A 14,606-nucleotide genomic window follows, 5' to 3' on the forward strand; every position below is an offset into this window, starting at 1 on the left:
CGCCTGCATGTCCGAAGAGCCGGCCCGTAAGTCCGCGATCGCCGACCTCATGCGTGCCGGGCGGGAGACCTCGCGGCTGTCCATGGTGTTCCGGTACGCGATCGCGGACCGGCTGGGCCTCACCGTGAGTGACCTGGAGTGCCTGGACTTCCTGGCCGACGTGGGATCCGCCACCGCCGGGCAGGTCGCCGAGCGGACCAACCTGACCACCGGGGCCGTGACGAGCATGGTCCGCCGGCTGCAGCATGCCGGTTACGTCACGGCCGAACGCGATCCGGCGGACCGGCGACGCCTGATCGTCACCATGCGGCCGGAGCGGGTCGCCGACCTGGAGCAGCCGTACGAGCGGTTCGCCGAGTGGACGGAACGACTCATCGAGGGCTACAGCGTCGACGAGATGACACTGCTGGTCCGGCACTTCGGCCGCATGCAGGCGATGTATCTCGCCGAACTCGACCGCCTCCGCGGCGCTTCCGTACCTCAATCTTGAACGACCGAGCGTTTTCTCCCGAAAGCACGTAGCGCTTCCGCAGTGGGCGCGTCGACCGGCAGGAACGCCTCGATTTTCAGTTCCGCGAGCGTGACATCCGTCGCCGTGGCGAACGTCGTGATGGTCGTCATCAGACGCAGCCGGCCGTAGGGGGAAGTCCAATTCGAGTGGCACAGCAAATCCCAGCTGCACGGAATCAAGACGCGTTTCAGGAACGTATCCCGACAGTTCTTCACGAAGCTCGCCGAAGTGTTCCAGGCGGGCAAGAATATGGCCTGACCATTCGGCGAGGTTACGGACGCGCGGTGCGATCCCGTCCGGGTGCAACGCCAGCCGGTACACGTTGCGACCGGGACCGATCAGCTCGGGCGCGGCCCCCAGCGTGACGAGGTCGAACACCTCGTTCGCCGCGATCATGGCACCGCCACGGTCGACGATCAGAGCGGGATACGGCTGATGCCCCTCCAGGATGTGGCCGAGCGCGGTGCGTACCGGCTCCAGGGCCTCGTCATTCAACGACGTCTGCGGGTACGCGGGCGCGTACCCGGCCGCCAGCGGCGTTTCGTTGCGCTCCCGCAGCCCCAGATCCAGTACCTCGGCCAGGCGTAGAACCATGCCGCGCCCCGGAACGGACCGGCCCGACTCGATGAAACTCTCCCACCGGCAGGGCCCAGTGGAGCCCCGCCGACGACCCGCGCGACCTGATCGCCTTCGGCCGCACCGCCGAAGAACTCGGATTCTCCTCGCTGTTCGTCAACAATTCCCTGATCAGCCCCCGCATCGAGGCTCTGACGATGCTCGCGGCGCTGGCCTCCACGACGACCACGGCGACCTTGGGTACGGGTGCGCTGCTCCCGTTCCTGCGCCGTCCCCTGCAGGCGGCGCAGGCGCTGGCGTCGATCGACCTGCTCTCCGGTGGCCGCTTGGCCGTGGCGGTCGGCGCCGGCTTCCCGGGCCGCTTCGGGCGGCCGTTCTACGCCCTGTCCGAGGTTGCGTGGCCCCGGCGTTTCGCCCGGCTGGACGAGACCGTCGCCCTGTGGCGCGCGGTGCGGACCGGCGCCACGAGCTTCGACGGCGAGTTCTTCCGGCACGACGATCTCCCGCCGGCGACACGTCCGTTCCGGGAGGGAGGGCCGCCGATCTGGCTCGGTGGCGCCACCCCGGCGGCGCTGGTCCGTGCCGGTCGCCGGTACGACGGATGGCTGCCGTATCCGCCGGATCCGGCCGACTATGCCTCCAGGCTGCTCCGGGCCTCCGGGCTGCTCCGGATCCACGAGACCGCGTCCGCTGCCGGCCGCGATGCCGGGGCGATCACACCGGCCATGTTCGTGACGGTTCTGATCGACGAGGACCCGGGAAGCGCTTTCACGGAGATGGAGAAATTCGCCACCAGGACGTACGGCATGCCGCTCGGCGAACTCGGCAAGGTCCAGGCTGTCGTGACCGGCACGCCGGCACACATCGGCGCTACCCTGACCCGCTACATCGACGCGGGCGCCCGCCACGTCGTCATCCGTCCCGCAGCACTCGGCCTGCACTCCCAGCGGGAACAACTGGAGCGAGCCGCGGACCTCATCCCTACCTGGACGAACCGGGCCTGACGCGATCGATAACAGTTTTTTCGAAAAGACTTTTCCCGGAACCGCTTCGATGAGGGCCGGGTTTAGGTTCCGGAACCGCCATTTGTTGCCGTCATATTGACGAGCCAAGACCACGAAGTAACAATTCGACGGAGAGCGCTCTCATTTCCGCGCTGCACTGTCACCCTCGCCCTGTCGCACGTCTGCCCCGGACGTGCGGCTACCCGTCCGATTGGCAGGAACATGACACCCCCGACATCGACTTCCCCGCGCCGGAGGCTCCGGAGCCATGGGCGGGTCGTGCTGAGCGTCGGCCTCGCCGCGGCCCTCGGCATCACCGTCGCCTCGTACGCCGGCACCGCCAGCGCCGCCGACACCCTGCTGTCGCAGGGCAAGCCGGCCACCGCCTCGTCCATCGAGAACGCCGGCACCCCGGCGTCCGCCGCGGTCGACGGCAACACCGGCACGCGCTGGTCCAGCACGTTCGCCGACCCGCAGTGGCTGCAGGTCGACCTGGGCAGCGCTCAGCCGATCAGCCAGGTGGTGCTGAACTGGGAGGCCGCGTACGCCTCCGCCTTCACCATCCAGACCTCCACGAACGGCACCAGCTGGACGAACATCAGCCCGGTCACCGCGGGCCAGGCCGGGGTGCAGACGCTGAACGTCACCGGCAACGGCCGGTACGTACGGATGAACGGCACCACCCGGGCCACCCCGTACGGCTACTCGCTCTGGGAGTTCCAGGTCTTCGGTGGCGGGACGAACCCGTCGCCGTCGCCCAGCGGCCCCAGCCTGCCGACCTCCGACCGGCCGGACTTCGGCCCGAACGTTCGGATCTTCGAGCCGGGCACCGCGGCGGCGACCATCCAGTCGGCGGTGGACACGGCGTTCAACGCGCAGCTGCGCAGCCCGACCGCGCAGTTCGGATCGCAGCGCCACGTGTTCCTGTTCAAGCCCGGCACGTACGGCCGGGTGTGGGCGAACGTCGGTTTCTACACCACGGTCGCCGGACTCGGCCAGAACCCCGACGACGTGACGATCAACGGCGCCGTGAACGTCGACTCCGGCTGGAACTACGGCGACGAGAAGAACGCGACGCAGAACTTCTGGCGCAGCATGGAGAACCTGTCGATCGTGCCCGAGGGCGGCACCAACCGGTGGGCCGTCTCCCAGGCCGCCCCGATGCGCCGCGTGCACATCAAGGGCAACCTGACCCTGGCCCCGTCGAACCAGGACAACGGGCAGGGCTACTCCAGCGGTGGCTACCTGGCCGACTCCGTCGTCGACGGTGTCGTCTCGTCCGGCTCCCAGCAGCAGTGGTACACCCGTGACAGCCGGATCTCGCGCTGGGACGGCGGCGTCTGGAACATGGTCTACTCCGGCGTCCAGGGCGCCCCGGCCAACGCGTTCCCGAACCCGCCGCACACCACGCTGGGCACCACGCCGGTCACGCGGGAGAAGCCGTACCTGTACGTCGACGGCTCCGGCAACTACCGCGTCTTCGTCCCCGCTCTGCGGCGCAACTCCGCCGGCGCCAACTGGCCGAACACCGCCGGCAGCTCGATCCCGATGCGCGAGTTCTATGTCGCCAAGCCCGGTGACAGCGCCGCCCGGATCAACCAGGCTCTCGCGCAGGGCCTGAACCTGTTCTTCACCCCGGGCACTTACACTCTCAACGACACCATCCGGGTCACCCGCGCCAACACCGTGGTGACCGGCATCGGCTTCCCGACCCTGATCCCGTCCGGCGGGGTCGAGGCGCTGAACGTCGCCGACGTCGACGGTGTCAAGGTCAGCGGCCTCACCTTCGACGCCGGTACGACCAACAGCCCGACCCTGATGAGCGTCGGCCGGGCCGGTGTCCACACCGACCACGCCGCGAACCCGATCAGCCTGCAGGACGTCTTCTTCCGCATCGGCAGCAGCGTCCAGGGCAAGGCCACCACCACCCTCGCGGTGCACGCCGACGACACGATCATCGACCACATCTGGGCCTGGCGTGCCGACCACGGCGGAGCGCCCACCGGCTGGACGGTCAACCCCGGCGACACCGGCCTGATCGTGAACGGTGACGACGTCCTGGCCACCGGCCTGTTCGTCGAGCACTACCAGAAGTACGAGGTGATCTGGAACGGCAACCGCGGCAAGACGATCTTCTTCCAGAACGAGAAGCCGTACGACGTGCCCAACCAGGCCGCCTGGATCGGCCCGCGTGGCAACGGCTACGCCGCCTACAAGGTCGCCGACAACGTCACCGACCACCAGCTCTGGGGCGGCGGCTCGTACGCCTACTTCAACGTCAACCCGAGCGTCCGGGTGGACCGTGCCTTCGAGGTCCCCAACCGGGCCGGCGTGCAGCTGCGCAGCGTGCTGACCGTCTCCCTCGGCGACGTCGGCACCATCGCCAACGTCGTCAACGACACGGGCGGCTCCGTCCCCAACCCGGCCGGCAACACCACGCCGCGCCAGGTCGTCGCCTACCCCTGATCGGCACGACCCCGTAACACCCAGGTAAGAAGGCGGCCGTCGGTGCACCAGCACCGGCGGCCGCCGCCGTCAGCCCAGAATCGTCGCGGCCTCGTCCCACAGTTGCCGGAAACCGGCGAGTACGTCCCTGGTGAGTTGTTCGGGATCGACCGCCCCGGTCGCGGGTTTCTGAAATCGCCAGTACGCCCATGGGTGCTGAGACGCTCCACCGAGTCGCTTGACCACCGGGACGAACGCGGCCTTCACGGTCTTGAACCGTTCCCGATCGCCCCGGTGGCGCACCGCAACAAAGGGCCACGGGTTGTCCTTACCGGTGCTCAGCAGCGTCTTCGGGTCCCACTCCACGGTCACCGCGACGTCGAAGCCTTGCCCCGACCACTGCTGTCGCCTGAGCCCCATGACCCGGAACCTCCCTTCGTCCAGGCCGTCCAGGTCGACGTCGGCGCCGACGTCGTCGGCCATCTCGCTCAGCGGCGTCTCCAGGACGCGCAGATACCGCACGAGCAGCGCCGCGGCGTCGTCCCGCTGTGCCGCCCACTCCTCGATGTCCGCACGGCGTTCTAGGTAGAACCAGGCCTTCGCGTCCGCGGGATTCCGGAGCGGGAATCCGATCTCGTCAGGCATCGTGAAAGAGCTCCAGTGTCTTGAGGTAGTCGTGGACTCCGCCCGCGACGACGGTCGGATCGGTCTTCGCGACGGCTGCCCTGACGGCCGCGGCCACCTGCCGCCAGAGTTGGTTGCGCCAGTGGACCGCACTTGCCCCGGCACTCCTCGGTTCCGTCTGCAGGCGGGTGAGGAAGACAAACGTCGGCGCCGCCTCGCGCTCCCACAGATCGTGGATCCGCGCGAGCTGGTGCGGGCGTTCGGACGAGAAGGTCTTCGCCTCCACCACCAGTGTCCAGCCGGTGCCGTACACCACGAGGTCGGCCCGGGTGTCGTGGCGCACCTCTTCCAGAACGATCCGGACGGGGCCGCTCACGTCGACCCCGAGGCTCTCGCCGAACTCGTCGAGAGCAGCGCGTCCGAGCCCGTGGTGGCCGTCCGGCCGCAAAAGCCAGCCCAGCGCGGCGGTCATGGCGAGTTCGCTGTACTGGCGGCCGATGGCGGCCAGCAGCGTGGACGGGCCACCGAGCCACTGCCCGGCCTCGACGAGTCGCTGCTGTGCCTGGCGCGCCGCGTCGAACGCATCACGCCAGTGATCCACCTTCTCGGCGGCGCCGGCCTCCGATGCCGCCATCAGTTCACGCCACGCACGAGCCGCGACGTCGAATCGGGGCTGCCAGCCGACGACGTCGTCCATCGCCCGAGACTACCGGGACGGTATCGCTTCGCCCGCCGCCTTCAGGATCATGGCGGCCGCTGTGCGTACCTGCTCGCTGTCGTCGGCGGAGCCGCGGTGGCGGATGAAGCCGAAGGTCTCCGGTTCGTGTGGCCACCGCATGGCGAGGACGTGCAGCGCGGACCGGCGCACGTCGTCGCAGCCGTCCTCGCCTGCGATGGCGCGGAGCAGGGAACGAGCCTGGGGATCGTGGTGCCACAGTGCGGCGGCCCGTGCGGCGGCTCGGCGGACGCCGGTGTCGTCGTCGTGCGCCGCTCGCCGAGCGATGACCATCGGAAGAGGCCGGTCCCGCCGTGCGATCCAGGCCAGCGCGCGGACCGCGGCCTGGCGCACTCTCGCGTCGGGTTCGGCCTCGGCACGGTCGCTGATGATGGCTGTGATGAGGGCGGGTTCGTCCCACCATGCCGTCGCGAGGGCCCGGATCGCGGACCGCCGTACGGTCCAGTCGCCGTCCGTGGCGGCGTGCCCGCTGATGAGCGGCAGGGTCGCGGGGTCGTCGTGCCCGCTGATCGCGAGTGCCCTGATCACGGCGCGGCGCACAGCGGGCTCGGCGTCCGCGGCTGATTTCCGCACCACACCCAGCACCGTCCGGTGCTCGTGCCATCCGGTGAGGACGGCCCGGAGGGCGGCTGTTCGCACGGCCGGGTCGGGATCGTTCGCCGCCACCCTGCACAGCAGTGGCAGCGTGTGAGGTTCATCGGGCGGATCCGAGGCCAGGAAACGGACGGCGGCAGCACGCAGATGCGGGTCGGGGTTCGTGATCCCGGCGCGCAGCGATTGCCGGATGTCAGGATCGTGCGCGTTGTCGACCAAGGCTTGGACGGTACGGCTGCGGTCGTTGTCGGCCGCCCCGGTGGCGATCTGATCGTCCAGCAGTTCCAGCAGTCGCTGATTGTCGTGGCGTGCGGCGGCCACTGCTCGGGCGGCCGCAGAGCGGACACCCGGGTCGCCATCGGTGCTGGCCAGCTCGTGCAGGAAGGGCAAGGTGTGCAGTTGCCCCGACCAGCCGCCGGCGAGGATGCCGATGGTCGTACTCCTGACCGTGGGGTCGGGATCGGTACCTGCCCGCTCGTAGAGCAGCGCGAGGGTCCGGGGGTCGGTGCGCCCGGCCACGGCGGCCGCTCTGAGCGCGGTCGCCCGTACCGTGCCGTCGGGGTCGTTCACGGCACGGTCACGGAGGAGGACACGTGTCTCCGGATGTCTTCCCCAGGTGGCGCCCAGGGTGTGAACGGCGGCTCGCCGTACCGACCAGTGGTCGTCCGTCGTCGCACGAGAGCGGACGAAAGGCAGGGTCTCCGGATCCCCGGGCCACGCCGCGGCGAGGATGCGGACGGCGGCCTCGCGGACGAACCAGGTCCCGCTACTGCAGGCGCGGCGGTGGATGAACGCGAGCGCCTCGGCGTTGCCGCCCCAGTGCGCGCCGAGAACCATCACGACGATGTAGAGGGTGTCCGGGTCGGTCGCCCGGTGAAGAATGAACGGAAGCGCCCGCGGGTCGTCGTGCCACGTCGCCGCCACCGCTTCGATGGCATGCGAGCGGACTGCCTCGTCGGTGCCGAACGTCGCCTCGGCCCGCAATCGCTCCTGGACCGCCGGGGTGTCCGAGAACAGGTGGGCCAGAAACACGGCGGCGGTGAGCCGGACCCGGCTGCAGCCGTCCGGGAATCGCCCCGATGTCCGCGGCTCGAAGCAGTCGAACCAGGCGAGGTAGTCCTCGCGCCCCGGCCACGGTTGACCCGCGTTGGCGAGAACCGGTTCCACACTGCGCCGGAGATCTTCCAGCGCTCCGTCGGAGAAGTCACGGTCCGGGTCGTCATCGATGGTGTCCTCAATGACCTCGAGGGCCGAGGCGAGAGCGTTGAGGACGCCGCGCGTCTCGGAGGCGACGAGATGAGGCTGCTCCACCTCGCCGAGACAGCGGACGGCGAGCATCAGGTGATGCGGCGGAGTATCGGGTGATGCGGACCAGAGCGGGTCGGCCGCGAGCAGGCGCCGGATGACGCACGCCGCGTCCCGAGCATCGATCATGCCGGTGACCAGCACGAGGATCTCGTGCCAGGCCGGGTCGTCGCCGTGTCGCCCGAAGACATCCGATGCCAGTTCCTCAGGTGTCCACGTACGTTCCACCCGGAAGCGGTGTGCGATGTCGGCAGCGCTGAGGTGTTCGAGAAAGGCTCGGTGCACGAACCCGTACACGTCGCCACCGAATCGGCTGAGGATGAAGTTCCGTTCCCGGAACTGAGCCAGCATGGTCTCCGCCGCCGGTGCGGAGCGCTCCCTGGTGATCTGGTACTTCTCGCGAAGATAGCGCTCGAACTCGGCGACCAGCTCCGTCCCGGCGATGGCGTTGCCCGCCTGACCTGCATCGGCGTTCTGCATGCGCCGTGCGATCCGACGAAGCAACTCGAGACGGTCGGCGTGACTCACGAAGGGCGCATCGGGATGCACCTGATGGATATGTTTGTTCACGTCCCAGTGCTCCACGAGCACGGTTACGGCCTGCTGGTAGACCTCCCTGCGGGCGCGCGGCAGCGGTTGCCGGCTGCCGATCATGGCGAGAATGGTGAGCAGCAGCGGATTGCCGGCGAGCTCCCGAATTGACGGCGAGTCGCGGACCGCTGCAAGCAGGCGCCGGCTCAGGCGTGCTGCCTCGGGCGGATCGCCGGGGTGGGCGTGCCGGTACCACTGGCCGGCGAACCGTTCGATCTGGTCGGTGTCGAGATCCTGGAGTGTGTGGTGGACGAAGCCAGCTCCTTCGAAGATCGTCCGGCGGTAGCCGATCACGCGGGACGTCACGATGACGCGCGCCCCGGCATAGCGGCCCGCGAACGCCACGATCTGGTGCGCGATCGATTCCCTGCGGCGGGCCTCGAACACCTCGTCAAGTCCGTCGAAGACGACGACCGCGGGCCGGCCAGCCCTCAGGTAGTCCTCCAGGACGTCTCTCGGCAGCCCCAGCCCTTCCGTCACGTGAAGATGGTCGGCGTAGTCGAGGAAGGTGCTTTCCTGCCATCGAGGGTCGGCGAAACCGCGCAGCTCGATCAGCAGCGGCAGATGTCCCCGAAGCCTCAGCAGGTCCGTGGGTACGTCCCCCGATCCGGTGCCGAGCGCGAGCACCACATACCTGAGCAGCGTGGATTTGCCCGAACCCGGATCACCGAGCAGCACCGCCCGGCGCTGGTCCGGCTCTGCCAGCACATCGAGAACCGGCCGGATCGGCTGTCGCGCGTAGGCCTCCGTGACGTGTGCTAGGCGTCCGGTGTCCATTCCGCGTGGAAGTTGGTCAGCCGTCACCTGCCCCGCCTCGATGAGCTGCCGCCGGAGGCCGGACGGCAGCTCGATCCGAGGCAACTCTGCCCGTACGTGCTGGGCGACGAAGACCGACGGCAGCGGCACCGGCCCTTCCCGGTCCCTCTCGCCGGACGTGAGACTGTCGAGATCCAGCCGCTGATAGCGCTCGGCGAGCCGGGTGAAGTACCGCGCGCGTTCGACGGCGAGAGTCTTACGCCGGCGACGCCGCGAGCCGGTGGGATCCAGTACCGACGCGATGATCACGGCAGTGGCCAGCGTCGCGGTCGCGACCCAGATGCCGGCATGCCAGCGGTCCGGAAGCGAAACCGTGTTCGTCGCCAGGTTGCCGACCAGAGCCAGACAGACGCCGACCGCTGCCGTGATTACCAACCCGAAGCGGCGCACCGGCTACTCCAAGGGATGCGTGGCCGAGAACTGGCGTCTCCCGTGCAACACCCTATCCAGACCAGGCAACCCTCAGTTGTACGGCGGCAACCGCCCCGCTCAGGACGGCGTCACCACTCGGAGGTGCAGTCGTACTCGTTGCCGCGCTGCAGGCAGGCCGAGAAACGGTAGTTGGGGTCGGCGAGCGTGATCTGCCCGGCCGTGTGGGTGGAGGTCTGGCCGCTGCCGTCGTTGAAGGAAGGATGCGTGAACTCGCGGCTGCCGTTGCGGTAGATCCGCAGCCAGATCACGTCGTCCTCCTGCCACCGGCTGCTCGCGCTGACCCGCGCCCAGCCGTACTGGAAGCCCTGGTACCAGCCGGCGCGCAACTCGATGGTGACGCCGAACCTCGTCGTGTACGGTCCCCGCGGGGTCGTACGGTTGGTCGTTTCGTTGACCTGACTCTGGTTGAGCACGCTCGGCGCCGCCTGGGCCGGTCCGGCGGCCACCAGCGACCCCAGGAGCCCGAACAGAGCCGCAGCGGCCAGGACCCGCTTACGCATGAAACGCATCGACATATCCCCCACGCAATTCACCTCAGTGGACAGTGCTCGTCCAGCCTCGCCGCGCCGCGGTAGGCGGAGCCAGCCTTTCGAAAGACATCGAAATGTCGGCTAGTGTCGACAGGGTCACCGAGGGTGTACGGCAGGCGGGGGAACACGTGCCGGGAAAGACGCAACTACGACTCGGACGCATCGACACGGTGGCGGTTTCGGTCGTGCCCCACGCGGGGGCCACACTGATGTCGCTGCTCGCCGACGTCCTGGGCGAGCGTCCCCAGGGGGTGCCCCCGCACTGGCGGCGGGCCCTGCGCGCGGCCGCTCCGGCGGTGACCGGACGCGTGGTCGGTCCGCTGTTCTCCCCCGCCTATTCGCAGGTCCCCGACAGCGTCACGATGACCGGCACATTCCCGGGCGCCGGCATCGACGCGATGTTCGAGGAACTGGCCGAACTGCCTCCGGACCGGCTCACCGCCGAGCTGGAGAGCGACTTCGACGGGCGGGTCCCGGCGCAGTGGCGGCCGGTGGTCAACGATCCGCGCCGGTTCATCGCGGACTACGCCGCCGTGCTGCGCGGTCTCTGGGACGCGTTCGCCCCGATCTGGCGACGGGCCCGGCCACTGCTGGACCGCGAGACCGAACGGGTCGGCGTCGCCTCCGTCACCGGCCGGCTCGACGCCGTCCTGTCCGGGCTGAGCCCGCGCACCGGCCTCGACGGCACCACAATGCTGCTGCCGGACCCCAACCCGGTGGTCGCCGACCTCGGGCACCGGCCGGTCAGCCTCGTGCCACTGGTGTCCGGGAGCCGCGCGTCGGTGTTCAGCATCGACCGCGACGACCTCGTGTGGATCGGGTATCCGGTGCCCGGCCTCGGCCGGTTGTGGGACGAGCAGCCACCGCCCGGGATCACCGACCGGCTCGCCCTGGTACTGGGGCCGGTGCGGGCCGAGATCCTGCGCCAGGCGGGCCGGCTGAACCACATGGGCGACGTCGCGGCCGAGCTGCGCTGTTCGCCGAGCACCGCGACGTACCACTGCACGCAGCTGGAACAGGCCGGCCTCATCGTCCGGTATCGCCGGGGCCGCCAGGTACGGCTGCGGCGCACCGCGGACGGCGACGCTCTCGTCGACCTGATGTCCTGACCCCCGGCTGTACGTTCAACCGGCGAGCCGCAGCAGTGCGGTCGTCATGGCGGCGACGAACCTGTCACGCGCGGCCGGGCTGATCCGGTCCAGGGACAGGTACGGATTGAGGTCCTCCAGCTCCACCAGCAGCAACTCCCCGTCGCGGGTCCGGCAGGCGTCCACCCGCTGTATGCCGTGTTCGACGGCGTTCCACTCGATGAACCGCTGGGCGAACGCGAGGTCGGCCTCGTCGGGTTCGTAGGGCTCGAGTTCCCATCGGTGTTCCGGGCGCGGCGCGTACAGGGCGTATTGGAAGTCGTGGTTGATGAAGTAGAAGGAGACCTCGTACGTGAAGTCGATACGCGGCTGCACCAGCAGATCCGTGTAATCGAGCCCCGGCAGATCCGTCCGGCCGACGATGGCGAGACCGGCGGAGTCGGCGCCGAACTTGGGCTTCGCGACATACCGTACGATATCTGGCAGTTTGCCGTGGTCCTCGAACCGGTCGACCGTGGGGATCACCGGGTAGCCCGCGGCGTACAGGTCGATCAGGTACTGCTTGCCGGCCATGTCGCCCCTGCCGGTCAGCTCGGTGAAGACCCTCGTGCCCGCCCGCCGGGCGGCCGAGCGGAAGGCCTCGTACCCGGCCCGGTAGTTCAGCACCGGCCCGCTGTTGCGGACGACCACCACGTCGAACCCGCTCATCAAGGCGCGGGCGTCGAGCGGATGACACACCGCCAGGTCGAAGCTCCCGCGCAGCCGGGAGGTCAGATAGATGTCCTCGTCGCAGTAGCGGCGCCCGCGGGCGTCATAGGCCAGGTCACTGACGTAGAGAACACGGGGTCGAGCGGACGTCATGGCTCGATCTTCACAGACGAGGGTTCCGTATGGTCCGCTCGTGGATTCTTCGCCGATCAGGGTCGGCACCGTCTTCCGCTGGACACATGATCAGCTACTACGTGACCTTCGCGTCGACGTTGCTGACGAAAGCTGACCACCTCCGGCATGACCCGTTGACAGGCGACGAAGAGGAACGCACCGCCCCGGCCTGCCGTTCACCGTCGGGCGTCGACCCAAGATCACCTGGCCGGGCCTCGGAGGCCGGCCTGACTGCTTCGCGGCGATGTTCGAGGCGGCGGACGTCGCTGTCGCCGCCTCCGAGGTCTAGTGGGCGGCGACAGCGTCTACCGGCGGGGCCTTCATCGTGGCCGCCCGTCCTCCTACCTGCGGGGAGCCACCAGCAGGCTCGGCCCCGGGTGACCGCTCAGTAGATGTTCCAGCGCTGGTTCCAGTTACCGCTGCACTGCCAGACCTGCAGCGTCGCGTAGTCGGTGTAGCTCACGTTCGTGACGTCGAGACACAGCCCACTGCGCACATTGACGAGCTTGACCCAGTTGTTCCCCGACACGACCGGCCTCGCCACCCAGCGCTGATTGCTGGCGCCGGTGCACTCCCACTGCTGCACGCGGGTGCCGTTGCCCACCGGGCCGTCGATCGCCATGTCGAGGCAGCCGCCGGTCACCTTGTTCTTCAATTCGTAGATGCCGGCGGAGTCCGACGTGGCTGTTTTCAGAGTCATGGTGAACAGCTGGAAATTGCCTCCGTTACGTTGCCTGATGATGCCCGGCGCCCCATCGAACAGGCCGTTGAACTCGAGCACCTTCGTGTCGGTCGCACCTGCCGGTTTCAGTACGCTGACCCAGGTCGTCCACGTGGTCGCCGCGGTTGCGGGGCCGGTGCCGACGAATCCGCCCGCCAATCCGACGAGGCCGACGGCCACAGCGGCTAGCGCTTTCCGAATACGCGTCATTCTCTCTACTCCACCCGGCATCGCTCATTGTCGATGCTGACTCGCAGCGTATTTCGCCCGGTTTACAGGTCGCTGCCCGTACCGCGCCCGTACTCGCCCGCCACGATCCGGGAAGCGGGCGCTTCTTGCTATCGTCGCCATCGCACTCCGGTCACATTCGGTGGAAGGGTCGTATGCAACCACCCGGTCGCCCCCACCCCGCCGACGCTCCACCGCCGACACCGATACCGGACTGGGCGGCAGCCGAACAGAACGCGACCCGATGGCTGAGATGGCTCGGCCACGATGACGCCCAACGGACGCCCGACGGAGCGGACCAGGGCCTGGACGTCACGGGGACCGATGTCGCGGCCCAGGTCAAGTGGTACGGGACCAAGATCGGTGTGCCGCGCGTCCGTGAACTCGTCGGAGCGGCCACCGGCACGGCCGCCCGGCTCTACTTCTTCTGCAACGCCGGGTTCACCCGCGACGCCGTCGCCTTCGCCGACCGCGCCGCGGTCGCGCTGTTCCGCTACTCACCCGCCGACGGCTCCATCGAGGCCGTCAACCCAACGGCGCGGCATGCCTACGCGGCGGCCCTACGTCGGCGTACCTCGCCGGACGCGGCCGCACGAAACAGCGGACCGGCACGCGACTGGTTCCGTTCGCTACGAACACCGCCGGATCAGCCGCCTCACCCCGCGGCCCGCCGTGCCGCACTGGCCACGATCCTGGCGCCGGCCGTCATGGGTGTGGTGGCGATCCTGGCCGTCATCGTCGCGCGGCGTGCCGACGATCCACCCGAGTGGCTCGGCCGGATCTGGGCGGGCTGGATGTGTCTCACCTGCTTGAGCCCTTTCCTGGCCGGTGGGACGGCAGCGTTGTGGGGGCGCCGCAGGCTCGACGGCTGACCTTGCCACTCCGGCGCGCGCAGCGGTGTCCGGCCATGGCACCCGGCAGAGGAGTCGTGCCGATCGCTGTGGCGGTCGGGGTCCTGCGGCGGCGTCCCCGGCGGATACTCAGCCCTGCGGGAAGAACTCGGTCTCGGGGCGCTGCATGTACGCCATCGCCGCCGTGAAGTGCGGGTCGTCGAGACGTCTCCGCATCTCCTCGGGCGTCACGTCCTCGATGTGGGTCTGAATCCACCACACGTTGCCGAACGGGTCACGCACCCGCCCGACCAGGTCACCGAAGGCCAGGTGGGTGACCTCCGAGACGGACACGCCGCCCGCCTCGACGGCACGGGCGTGCACGGCGCGGGCGTCCTCGACGTACAGCCGCAGGAAAGCAGGGGTCGACGGCCAGCTGGGGTCGGCGTCGAAGAGCATCACGATGGCGTTCCCCACGCGGACCTCGGCGTGCCCGATCCGACCGCGGGCGTCGACCACCCGGCCCAGCTCTTCGGCGCCGAACGCCTCCCGCAGGTAGTCGATGACCGGCGCCGTGTCGCGGGAGATGATCCACGGCGTGACGGTCGTGTAGCCCTGCGGGATCGCCTGGACAGTCATATCCGGTAGCTCCTCTGCGAACGGGAAAGGTACCGCCGACGGTAGCCACCTTTG

The 14,606-nt window shown here is 69.1% G+C and carries 13 protein-coding genes and 2 pseudogenes; 6 read left to right on the forward strand and 9 right to left on the reverse strand.

All coding sequences use genetic code 11. The features are described from left to right. Positions 1-7 precede the first annotated feature (7 nt). Complete coding sequence (locus CLV67_RS13265) at positions 8-490, forward strand: MarR family transcriptional regulator (RefSeq protein WP_203736913.1); 483 nt, start codon at positions 8-10, stop codon at positions 488-490. Here the strand turns inward: CLV67_RS13265 and CLV67_RS52660 are convergent. Further along, positions 481-621, reverse strand: coding sequence for a hypothetical protein (locus CLV67_RS52660; RefSeq protein ID WP_203736914.1), 141 nt, complete (start codon positions 619-621; stop codon positions 481-483). The two genes, CLV67_RS13265 and CLV67_RS52660, sit on opposite strands and share 10 nt — an antisense overlap. A 181-nt stretch (positions 622-802) precedes the next feature. Continuing rightward, positions 803-1,006, reverse strand: a pseudogene (locus CLV67_RS54725) (MmyB family transcriptional regulator); the annotation flags it as partial. On the opposite strand from CLV67_RS54725, the gene CLV67_RS53320 reads away from it, so the two are divergent. From CLV67_RS53320 to CLV67_RS13280, 3 genes and pseudogenes are all read left to right on the forward strand, one after another. Further along, complete coding sequence (locus CLV67_RS53320) at positions 947-1,099, forward strand: hypothetical protein (RefSeq protein ID WP_239166089.1); 153 nt, start codon at positions 947-949, stop codon at positions 1,097-1,099. The pseudogene CLV67_RS54725 and the gene CLV67_RS53320 sit on opposite strands and share 60 nt — an antisense overlap. Before the next feature lie 86 nt (positions 1,100-1,185). Further along, positions 1,186-2,091 (forward strand): annotated as a pseudogene (locus CLV67_RS13275) (LLM class flavin-dependent oxidoreductase); the annotation flags it as partial. A gap of 279 nt (positions 2,092-2,370) precedes the next feature. After that, positions 2,371-4,557 carry a discoidin domain-containing protein gene (locus tag CLV67_RS13280; protein WP_307833850.1) on the forward strand — a complete coding sequence of 729 codons (2,187 nt, stop codon included), beginning with the start codon at positions 2,371-2,373 and terminating at the stop codon, positions 4,555-4,557. 69 nt (positions 4,558-4,626) lie between these two features. On the opposite strand, the gene CLV67_RS13285 is transcribed toward CLV67_RS13280, so the two are convergent. The 4 genes from CLV67_RS13285 to CLV67_RS13300 form a co-directional block, all read right to left on the reverse strand. Then, on the reverse strand, positions 4,627-5,181 hold the full coding sequence (locus tag CLV67_RS13285; protein ID WP_106317937.1) for a hypothetical protein: 555 nt from the start codon (positions 5,179-5,181) through the stop codon (positions 4,627-4,629). Continuing rightward, entirely contained in the window at positions 5,174-5,857 is a 684-nt protein-coding gene (locus CLV67_RS13290) for a PDDEXK-like family protein (protein ID WP_106317939.1), read from the reverse strand. Before CLV67_RS13290 ends, CLV67_RS13285 begins: the two co-directional genes overlap by 8 nt. 9 nt (positions 5,858-5,866) lie before the next feature. Further along, positions 5,867-9,592, reverse strand: a complete 3,726-nt coding sequence (locus CLV67_RS13295) for a HEAT repeat domain-containing protein (protein WP_106317941.1) — start codon at positions 9,590-9,592, stop codon at positions 5,867-5,869. 110 nt (positions 9,593-9,702) lie between these two features. Next, on the reverse strand, positions 9,703-10,143 hold the full coding sequence (locus tag CLV67_RS13300) for a hypothetical protein (RefSeq protein ID WP_146169089.1): 441 nt from the start codon (positions 10,141-10,143) through the stop codon (positions 9,703-9,705). Positions 10,144-10,238: 95 nt separating this feature from the next. Here CLV67_RS13300 and CLV67_RS13305 point away from each other — a divergent pair, with 95 nt between their 5' ends. Continuing rightward, positions 10,239-11,273: a helix-turn-helix domain-containing protein gene (locus CLV67_RS13305; RefSeq protein ID WP_146169090.1), complete on the forward strand. Its 1,035-nt coding sequence runs from the start codon at positions 10,239-10,241 to the stop codon at positions 11,271-11,273. Positions 11,274-11,288: 15 nt separating this feature from the next. Here the strand turns inward: CLV67_RS13305 and CLV67_RS13310 are convergent, their stop codons facing one another. Next, positions 11,289-12,113: an ATP-grasp domain-containing protein gene (locus tag CLV67_RS13310; RefSeq protein WP_106317948.1), complete on the reverse strand. Its 825-nt coding sequence runs from the start codon at positions 12,111-12,113 to the stop codon at positions 11,289-11,291. A 406-nt stretch (positions 12,114-12,519) separates the two neighbouring features. After that, the gene (locus CLV67_RS13315; protein ID WP_170153830.1) at positions 12,520-13,065 is read right to left on the reverse strand and encodes an RICIN domain-containing protein; all 546 of its coding nucleotides are present in this window, start codon (positions 13,063-13,065) and stop codon (positions 12,520-12,522) included. Positions 13,066-13,238: 173 nt separating this feature from the next. Between CLV67_RS13315 and CLV67_RS13320 the strand changes: the two genes are divergently transcribed. Then, on the forward strand, positions 13,239-13,955 hold the full coding sequence (locus CLV67_RS13320) for a restriction endonuclease (protein ID WP_106317952.1): 717 nt from the start codon (positions 13,239-13,241) through the stop codon (positions 13,953-13,955). Between the two features lie 108 nt (positions 13,956-14,063). Here the strand turns inward: CLV67_RS13320 and CLV67_RS13325 are convergent, their stop codons facing one another. Then, positions 14,064-14,552, reverse strand: a complete 489-nt coding sequence (locus CLV67_RS13325) for a VOC family protein (RefSeq protein ID WP_106317954.1) — start codon at positions 14,550-14,552, stop codon at positions 14,064-14,066. Between the last annotated feature and the right edge of the window lie 54 nt (positions 14,553-14,606).

Source organism: Actinoplanes italicus (assembly GCF_003001815.1).
GTDB classification, from domain to species: domain Bacteria; phylum Actinomycetota; class Actinomycetes; order Mycobacteriales; family Micromonosporaceae; genus Actinoplanes; species Actinoplanes italicus.

Bases quoted from the DNA above. Each gene is read 5' to 3' on its own strand.
- CLV67_RS13265 (WP_203736913.1), top strand. From the start codon at position 8: ATGTCCGAAGAGCCGGCCCGTAAGTCCGCGATCGCCGACCTCATGCGT.
- CLV67_RS52660 (WP_203736914.1), bottom strand. From the start codon at position 621: ATGACGACCATCACGACGTTCGCCACGGCGACGGATGTCACGCTCGCG.
- CLV67_RS13290 (WP_106317939.1), bottom strand. From the start codon at position 5,857: ATGGACGACGTCGTCGGCTGGCAGCCCCGATTCGACGTCGCGGCTCGT.
- CLV67_RS13320 (WP_106317952.1), top strand. From the start codon at position 13,239: ATGCAACCACCCGGTCGCCCCCACCCCGCCGACGCTCCACCGCCGACA.
- CLV67_RS13300 (WP_146169089.1), bottom strand. From the start codon at position 10,143: ATGCGTTTCATGCGTAAGCGGGTCCTGGCCGCTGCGGCTCTGTTCGGG.
- CLV67_RS13310 (WP_106317948.1), bottom strand. From the start codon at position 12,113: ATGACGTCCGCTCGACCCCGTGTTCTCTACGTCAGTGACCTGGCCTAT.
- CLV67_RS53320 (WP_239166089.1), top strand. From the start codon at position 947: ATGCCCCTCCAGGATGTGGCCGAGCGCGGTGCGTACCGGCTCCAGGGC.
- CLV67_RS13285 (WP_106317937.1), bottom strand. From the start codon at position 5,181: ATGCCTGACGAGATCGGATTCCCGCTCCGGAATCCCGCGGACGCGAAG.
- CLV67_RS13325 (WP_106317954.1), bottom strand. From the start codon at position 14,552: ATGACTGTCCAGGCGATCCCGCAGGGCTACACGACCGTCACGCCGTGG.
- CLV67_RS13305 (WP_146169090.1), top strand. From the start codon at position 10,239: ATGTCGGCTAGTGTCGACAGGGTCACCGAGGGTGTACGGCAGGCGGGG.
- CLV67_RS13315 (WP_170153830.1), bottom strand. From the start codon at position 13,065: ATGACGCGTATTCGGAAAGCGCTAGCCGCTGTGGCCGTCGGCCTCGTC.